The organism is Mesorhizobium sp. M7D.F.Ca.US.004.01.2.1 (assembly GCF_003997785.1).
Classification (GTDB): domain Bacteria; phylum Pseudomonadota; class Alphaproteobacteria; order Rhizobiales; family Rhizobiaceae; genus Mesorhizobium; species Mesorhizobium loti.
The window spans coordinates 1-5,928 of the sequence record NZ_RZRQ01000346.1 but is presented as its reverse complement, the minus strand read 5'-3'; the positions used below and the strand labels follow the sequence as shown (position 1 = coordinate 5,928).

Sequence of the window (5,928 nt, the reverse complement as noted above, 5' to 3'; positions counted from 1 at the left end):
GCCGACGCGGATCGAAAAGTTTACGGTCAATCGGTCGCCTCACGTCGACAAGAAGAGCCGCGAGCAGTTCGAGATGCGCACGCACAAGCGTCTGCTCGACATCGTCGATCCGACCCCGCAGACGGTCGATGCTTTGATGAAGCTCGATCTGGCCGCCGGCGTCGACGTCGAGATCAAGCTCTAAGGGAATGAGAGCGCGGTAAGGGGCGGTGCCCCCGGCCCGGAACTCTAAAGGAATTGAACCGATGCGTTCAGGTGTGATTGCAAAGAAGGTGGGAATGACCCGCATCTACAACGATGCCGGGGAACATGTTCCCGTCACCGTTCTCCTGATGGAGAACTGCCAGGTCGTGGCCCAGCGCACGCAAGAGAAGAATGGCTACACCGCCGTTCAGCTCGGCGTTGGCCTGGCCAAGGTGAAGAACACGTCGAAGGCGATGCGCGGCCATTTCGCGACCGCTTCCGTCGAGCCGAAGGCGAAGGTTGCCGAGTTCCGCGTCTCCGCCGACAACATGATCGATGTCGGCGCCGAGATCACCGTCGAGCACTTCGTCGCCGGCCAGAAGGTCGATGTGACGGGCACGACGATCGGCAAGGGTTTCCAGGGCGTCATCAAGCGCCACCACATGGGCGGTGGCCGTGCAACGCACGGTAACTCGGTTTCGCACCGTACGCACGGTTCGACCGGCCAGCGCCAGGACCCGGGCAAGGTGTTCAAGGGCAAGCATATGGCTGGCCACATGGGCGACACCCGCGTCACCACGCAGAATGTCGAGATCGTATCGACCGACGCCGACCGCGGCCTGATCCTGATCCGCGGTGCGGTTCCCGGATCGAAGGGCGCCTGGATCCTGGTCCGCGATGCGGCCAAGGTGGCGCTGCCGGCCAATGCGCCGAAGCCTGCCGCGATCCGCGCCGTCGCTGCCGAAAGTGGCGCCAAGAACGAGGCTCCGGCCACAGAGGGAGCGGAATAATGGATCTCAAGATCACAACGCTGGGCGGCAAGGACGCCGGCAAGGTGGAACTCTCCGACGAGATTTTCGGCCTTGATCCGCGCGAAGACATCCTGCAGCGCGTCGTGCGCTGGCAGCTCGCCAAGAAGCAGCAGGGCACCCACAAGGCCAAGGGCCGCGCCGAGATCGCGCGCACCGGCGCCAAGATGTACAAGCAGAAGGGTACGGGCCGCGCCCGTCACCATTCGGCACGCGCTCCGCAGTTCCGCGGCGGCGGCAAGGCCCACGGCCCGGTCGTTCGCAGCCACGAGCACGAACTGCCGAAGAAGGTTCGCGCGCTCGGCCTCAAGCATGCTCTCTCGGCCAAGGCCAAGAGCGCGTCGATCATCATCATCGACGAGCTGAAGCTGACCGAGGCCAAGACGAAGGCGCTGATCGCGAATTTCGCGACGCTGGGCCTGACCAACGCTTTGCTGATCGGCGGCGCCGAGCTTGACAAGAACTTCAAGCTGGCGGCGACGAACATCCCCAACATCGACGTGCTGCCCATTCAGGGCATCAACGTCTACGACATTCTGCGCCGCGGCACGCTGGTCCTTTCGAAGGCCGCCGTCGAGGCTCTCGAGGAGCGCTTTAAATGACCGACCTTCGTCATTACGACGTGATCGTCTCGCCGGCGATCACCGAAAAGTCGACCATGGCCTCCGAGCAGAACCAGGTCGTCTTCAACGTCGCCAAGAAGGCGTCGAAGCCGGAAATCAAGGCCGCCGTCGAAGCGCTGTTCGGCGTCAAGGTGATGGCCGTGAACACGCTTGTCCGCAAGGGCAAGATCAAGCGCTTCCGTGGCACGGTTGGCCGCCAGAGCGACGTCAAGAAGGCGATTGTGACGCTGGCCGATGGCCAGTCGATCGACGTCGCGACGGGTCTCTGAGCAAGGCCGCGAGGACAGAAACATGGCACTGAAAAAATTCAACCCGGTAACGCCCAGCACCCGTCAGCTGGTCATCGTCGACCGCTCGGGCCTCTACAAGGGCAAGCCCGTCAAGGGTCTGACCGAAGGCCTGACCAAGTCGGGCGGCCGCAACAACCACGGCCGCATCACCGCCCGCTTCATCGGCGGTGGTCACAAGCGTTCGTACCGCATCATCGACTTCAAGCGCCGCAAGTTCGACGTCGTCGGCACGGTCGAGCGCATTGAATACGATCCGAACCGCACTGCCTTCATCGCGCTGATCAAGTACGACGATGGCGAGCTGTCCTACATCATCGCTCCGCAGCGTCTGGCTCCCGGCGACAAGATCGTGTCCGGTGAATCGGTCGACGTGAAGCCGGGCAATGCGATGCCGCTGGCTTCGATGCCGGTCGGCACCATCGTCCACAACATCGAGCTGAAGCCGGGCAAGGGCGCTCAGGTCGCCCGTTCGGCAGGTGGTTACGGTCAGCTGGTCGGTCGTGACCAGGGCATGGCGATCCTGCGCCTCAATTCGGGCGAGCAGCGTGTCGTTCACGGCTCCTGCATGGCCACTGTCGGCGCTGTGTCCAATCCGGACCACGGCAACATCAACGACGGCAAGGCCGGTCGCACGGTTTGGCGTGGCAAGCGCCCGCACAATCGCGGCGTGACCATGAACCCGGTCGACCATCCGCACGGCGGCGGCGAAGGCCGCACCTCGGGTGGCCGCCATCCGGTTTCGCCCTGGGGCAAGCCGACCAAGGGCAAGAAGACGCGGTCCAACAAGGCGACCGACAAGTTCATCCTGCGCTCGCGCCATCAGCGCAAGAGCTAAGAAGAGGTAACGCCAAGTGACTCGTTCGATTTGGAAAGGCCCCTTCATTGACGGCTACCTTCTCAAGAAGGTGGACAAGGTTCGTGAAGGTGGTCGCAATGAGGTGATCAAGATGTGGAGCCGTCGCTCCACCATCCTGCCGCAGTTCGTCGGCTTCACCTTCGGTGTCTACAACGGCCAGAAGCATGTTCCCGTCTCGGTGAACGAGGACATGGTCGGTCACAAGTTCGGTGAATTCGCTCCGACCCGGACCTATTACGGTCACGGCGCGGATAAGAAGGCGAAGAGGAAATAATCATGGGCAAGGCCAAAGCTCCGCGCAGGCTTGCTGATAACGAAGCGCGCGCCGTATTGCGCACGATCCGTATCAGCCCGCAGAAGCTGAACCTCGTTGCCGCGCTGATCCGCGGCAAGAAGGTCGCGACAGCGCTTTCCGATCTCGAATTCTCGGCCAAGCGGATTTCCGGCACGGTCAAGAAGACGCTGGAATCGGCAATCGCCAACGCGGAAAACAACCACGACCTGGATGTCGATGCACTGATCGTGGCGGAAGCCTATGTCGGCAAGTCGATCGTCATGAAGCGGTTCCATGCCCGTGGCCGTGGTCGCGCCAGCCGTATCGAGAAGCCGTTCTCGCACCTCACGATCGTCGTTCGTGAAGTCGAAGAAAAAGGGGAGGCCGCATAATGGGCCAGAAAGTCAATCCGATCGGTCTTCGCCTCGGCATCAACCGCACCTGGGATTCGCGCTGGTTCGCGAACACCGGCGAGTACGGCAAGCTGCTGCATGAGGACATCAAGATCCGCAAGTATCTCGAGAAGGAGCTCAAGCAGGCTGCCATCTCGAAGGTCGTGATCGAGCGTCCGCACAAGAAGTGCCGCGTCACCATTCACGCCGCGCGCCCAGGTCTGATCATCGGCAAGAAGGGCGCCGACATCGAGAAGCTTCGCAAGAAGCTGATGGAGATGACGAAGTCCGAGACGCACCTCAACATCGTTGAAGTGCGTAAGCCGGAAATCGACGCGACCCTGGTCGCTCAGTCGATTGCCCAGCAGCTCGAGCGTCGTATTGCGTTCCGCCGCGCCATGAAGCGTGCCGTTCAGTCGGCGATGCGCCTCGGTGCCGAAGGCATCCGCATCAACTGCGCCGGCCGTCTCGGCGGCGCCGAGATCGCGCGCATGGAATGGTATCGCGAAGGCCGCGTGCCGCTGCATACGCTGCGTGCGGACGTCGACTACGGCACGGCCGAAGCGCACACCGCTTACGGCATCTGCGGCGTCAAGGTCTGGGTGTTCAAGGGCGAGATCCTTGAGCACGACCCGATGGCTTCGGAGCGTCGGGCCAGCGAAAGCGATGCAGCGCATGGCGGTGGTGGTGATCGCGAACGCGGTCGTCGTCGCGAAAACGCCTGAGACATTTAGGAATTTGGAGTTAGAACGATGCTGCAGCCAAAGCGCACAAAGTTCCGCAAGCAGTTCAAGGGCCGTATCCATGGCACCGCAAAGGGCGGCACCAACCTGGATTTCGGTGGTTTCGGGCTGAAGGCGCTTGAGCCGAACCGCGTCACCGCACGTGAGATTGAGGCGGCCCGCCGCGCGATCACTCGTGAAATGAAGCGCGCTGGTCGCGTCTGGATCCGTATTTTCCCGGACGTGCCGGTCACTTCGAAGCCGACCGAAGTCCGCATGGGTAAGGGCAAGGGCGCGGTCGATTATTGGGCGGCGCGCGTCAAGCCGGGCCGCATCATGTTCGAGATCGACGGCGTCAATGAAGAAACCGCCCGTGAGGCACTGCGTCTCGGCGCGGCCAAGCTCTCGGTCAAGACGCGCTTCGTGCAGCGCATCGCAGAATAAGGACGGGCTGATATGAAAGCCGAAGACATCCGGACCAAGACCCAGGACCAGCTGACCGACGACCTGGCCAGCCTGAAGAAGGAGCAGTTCAATCTGCGCTTCCAGAAGGCCACCGGCCAGCTCGAGAAGACCGCGCGCGTGAGACAGGTCCGTAAGGACATTGCGCGTATCAAGACCATCGCTGCGGAAAAGTCCGCGGCTAAGAAGGCTTAAGGACGAAAACCATGCCAAAGCGCATTCTGCAGGGCACCGTCGTCAGCGACAAGAACGAGAAGACGGTTGTCGTCAAGGTCGAACGGCGCTTCACGCATCCCGTGATGAAGAAGACCGTGCGCATGACCAAGAAGTACAAGGCGCACGACGAGAACAACGCCCACAAGGTAGGCGATCAGGTGTTCATCCAGGAATCGAAGCCGATTTCCAAGGATAAGCGCTGGATCGTCGTGTCTTCGGACCAGGCGTAAACAACGAATTTTGGACAGACCGGGGAGGGGCTTTGAGCCCATCCCGTTAGAAAAGAAGAAGGCGGCCAGTCATGATTCAGATGCAAACAAACCTCGACGTCGCGGATAATTCCGGCGCCCGTCGTGTCATGTGCATCAAGGTGCTGGGCGGCTCGAAGCGGAAATACGCTTCTGTGGGCGACATCATCGTGGTGTCGATCAAGGAAGCCATTCCGCGCGGCCGCGTAAAGAAGGGCGATGTGATGAAGGCGGTCGTGGTTCGCACGGCCAAGGACATCCGCCGCCCGGACGGCAGCGTGATCCGTTTCGACAAGAACGCGGCCGTTCTCGTCGACAACAAGAAAGAGCCGATCGGCACGCGTATCTTCGGACCGGTTCCGCGCGAACTCCGCGCCAAGAACCACATGAAGATCATCTCGCTCGCGCCTGAAGTGCTGTAAGGAGCCGGACCAATGCAAAAGATTAGAAAAGGCGACAAGGTCGTCGTGCTGGCCGGCAAGGACAAGGGCCGTTCGGGCGAAGTCCTCTCGGTACAGCCGAAGGAAGACACCGCGCTGGTGCGCGGCGTCAACATGATCCGTCGTCACCAGAAGCAGTCCCAGTCCCAAGAGGGCGGGATCATCACCAAGGAAGCGCCGATCCAGCTGTCGAACATCGCGCTGGCCGACCCCAAGGATGGCAAGCCGACCCGCGTCGGTTTCATCTTCCAGAAGGACGGCAAGAAGGTGCGCGTCGCCAAGCGCTCGGGAGAAGTCATCAATGGCTAAGGCTCAAACCACGAAGCCCAAGGCTGAAAGCAAACAGTCCAAGGCTCAGAACACGCCGCGCCTCAAGCAGGTCTACAATGAGACCATCCGCAAGCCGCTGCAGG

The 5,928-nt window shown here is 61.6% G+C and carries 13 protein-coding genes; all 13 read left to right on the top strand.

Annotated elements, in window-relative coordinates; translation table 11 throughout:
• The coding region (gene rpsJ, locus EN993_RS29745; RefSeq protein WP_127265570.1) for a 30S ribosomal protein S10 at positions 1-184 on the top strand (184 nt) is incomplete at its 5' end.
• A 61-nt stretch (positions 185-245) separates the two neighbouring features.
• Positions 246-974, top strand: coding sequence for a 50S ribosomal protein L3 (gene rplC, locus EN993_RS29740; protein ID WP_013531422.1), 729 nt, complete (start codon positions 246-248; stop codon positions 972-974).
• On the top strand, positions 974-1,594 hold the full coding sequence (gene rplD / locus EN993_RS29735) for a 50S ribosomal protein L4 (RefSeq protein ID WP_056588603.1): 621 nt from the start codon (positions 974-976) through the stop codon (positions 1,592-1,594). Before rplC ends, rplD begins: the two co-directional genes overlap by 1 nt.
• On the top strand, positions 1,591-1,884 hold the full coding sequence (locus tag EN993_RS29730) for a 50S ribosomal protein L23 (RefSeq protein WP_023757976.1): 294 nt from the start codon (positions 1,591-1,593) through the stop codon (positions 1,882-1,884). The genes rplD and EN993_RS29730 overlap by 4 nt, the downstream gene beginning before the upstream one ends.
• A 22-nt stretch (positions 1,885-1,906) precedes the next feature.
• On the top strand, positions 1,907-2,740 hold the full coding sequence (gene rplB / locus EN993_RS29725) for a 50S ribosomal protein L2 (protein ID WP_024505067.1): 834 nt from the start codon (positions 1,907-1,909) through the stop codon (positions 2,738-2,740).
• Between the two features lie 16 nt (positions 2,741-2,756).
• Positions 2,757-3,035 carry a 30S ribosomal protein S19 gene (rpsS, locus tag EN993_RS29720; protein ID WP_006205463.1) on the top strand — a complete coding sequence of 93 codons (279 nt, stop codon included), beginning with the start codon at positions 2,757-2,759 and terminating at the stop codon, positions 3,033-3,035.
• A gap of 2 nt (positions 3,036-3,037) precedes the next feature.
• Positions 3,038-3,427, top strand: a complete 390-nt coding sequence (rplV, locus tag EN993_RS29715) for a 50S ribosomal protein L22 (protein WP_006205462.1) — start codon at positions 3,038-3,040, stop codon at positions 3,425-3,427.
• Positions 3,427-4,152 carry a 30S ribosomal protein S3 gene (gene rpsC / locus EN993_RS29710; protein WP_013531426.1) on the top strand — a complete coding sequence of 242 codons (726 nt, stop codon included), beginning with the start codon at positions 3,427-3,429 and terminating at the stop codon, positions 4,150-4,152. The genes rplV and rpsC overlap by 1 nt, the downstream gene beginning before the upstream one ends.
• 27 nt (positions 4,153-4,179) lie before the next feature.
• Complete coding sequence (gene rplP, locus EN993_RS29705) at positions 4,180-4,593, top strand: 50S ribosomal protein L16 (protein WP_013531427.1); 414 nt, start codon at positions 4,180-4,182, stop codon at positions 4,591-4,593.
• Positions 4,594-4,605: 12 nt separating this feature from the next.
• Positions 4,606-4,806: a 50S ribosomal protein L29 gene (gene rpmC / locus EN993_RS29700; protein WP_006205459.1), complete on the top strand. Its 201-nt coding sequence runs from the start codon at positions 4,606-4,608 to the stop codon at positions 4,804-4,806.
• 11 nt (positions 4,807-4,817) lie between these two features.
• A complete protein-coding gene (rpsQ, locus tag EN993_RS29695; RefSeq protein ID WP_010909280.1) occupies positions 4,818-5,057 on the top strand; it encodes a 30S ribosomal protein S17 in 240 nt (79 codons plus the stop codon).
• A 71-nt stretch (positions 5,058-5,128) separates the two neighbouring features.
• The gene (gene rplN / locus EN993_RS29690) at positions 5,129-5,497 is read left to right on the top strand and encodes a 50S ribosomal protein L14 (RefSeq protein ID WP_006205457.1); all 369 of its coding nucleotides are present in this window, start codon (positions 5,129-5,131) and stop codon (positions 5,495-5,497) included.
• A 12-nt stretch (positions 5,498-5,509) separates the two neighbouring features.
• A complete protein-coding gene (gene rplX, locus EN993_RS29685) occupies positions 5,510-5,824 on the top strand; it encodes a 50S ribosomal protein L24 (protein WP_013531428.1) in 315 nt (104 codons plus the stop codon).
• Positions 5,825-5,928: the final 104 nt, after the last annotated feature.

Coding starts and splice junctions, on each gene's coding strand:
- rplC (WP_013531422.1), top strand. CDS start 246: ATGCGTTCAGGTGTGATTGCAAAGAAGGTGGGAATGACCCGCATCTAC.
- rplD (WP_056588603.1), top strand. CDS start 974: ATGGATCTCAAGATCACAACGCTGGGCGGCAAGGACGCCGGCAAGGTG.
- EN993_RS29730 (WP_023757976.1), top strand. CDS start 1,591: ATGACCGACCTTCGTCATTACGACGTGATCGTCTCGCCGGCGATCACC.
- rplB (WP_024505067.1), top strand. CDS start 1,907: ATGGCACTGAAAAAATTCAACCCGGTAACGCCCAGCACCCGTCAGCTG.
- rplV (WP_006205462.1), top strand. CDS start 3,038: ATGGGCAAGGCCAAAGCTCCGCGCAGGCTTGCTGATAACGAAGCGCGC.
- rpsC (WP_013531426.1), top strand. CDS start 3,427: ATGGGCCAGAAAGTCAATCCGATCGGTCTTCGCCTCGGCATCAACCGC.
- rplP (WP_013531427.1), top strand. CDS start 4,180: ATGCTGCAGCCAAAGCGCACAAAGTTCCGCAAGCAGTTCAAGGGCCGT.
- rpmC (WP_006205459.1), top strand. CDS start 4,606: ATGAAAGCCGAAGACATCCGGACCAAGACCCAGGACCAGCTGACCGAC.
- rpsQ (WP_010909280.1), top strand. CDS start 4,818: ATGCCAAAGCGCATTCTGCAGGGCACCGTCGTCAGCGACAAGAACGAG.
- rplN (WP_006205457.1), top strand. CDS start 5,129: ATGATTCAGATGCAAACAAACCTCGACGTCGCGGATAATTCCGGCGCC.
- rplX (WP_013531428.1), top strand. CDS start 5,510: ATGCAAAAGATTAGAAAAGGCGACAAGGTCGTCGTGCTGGCCGGCAAG.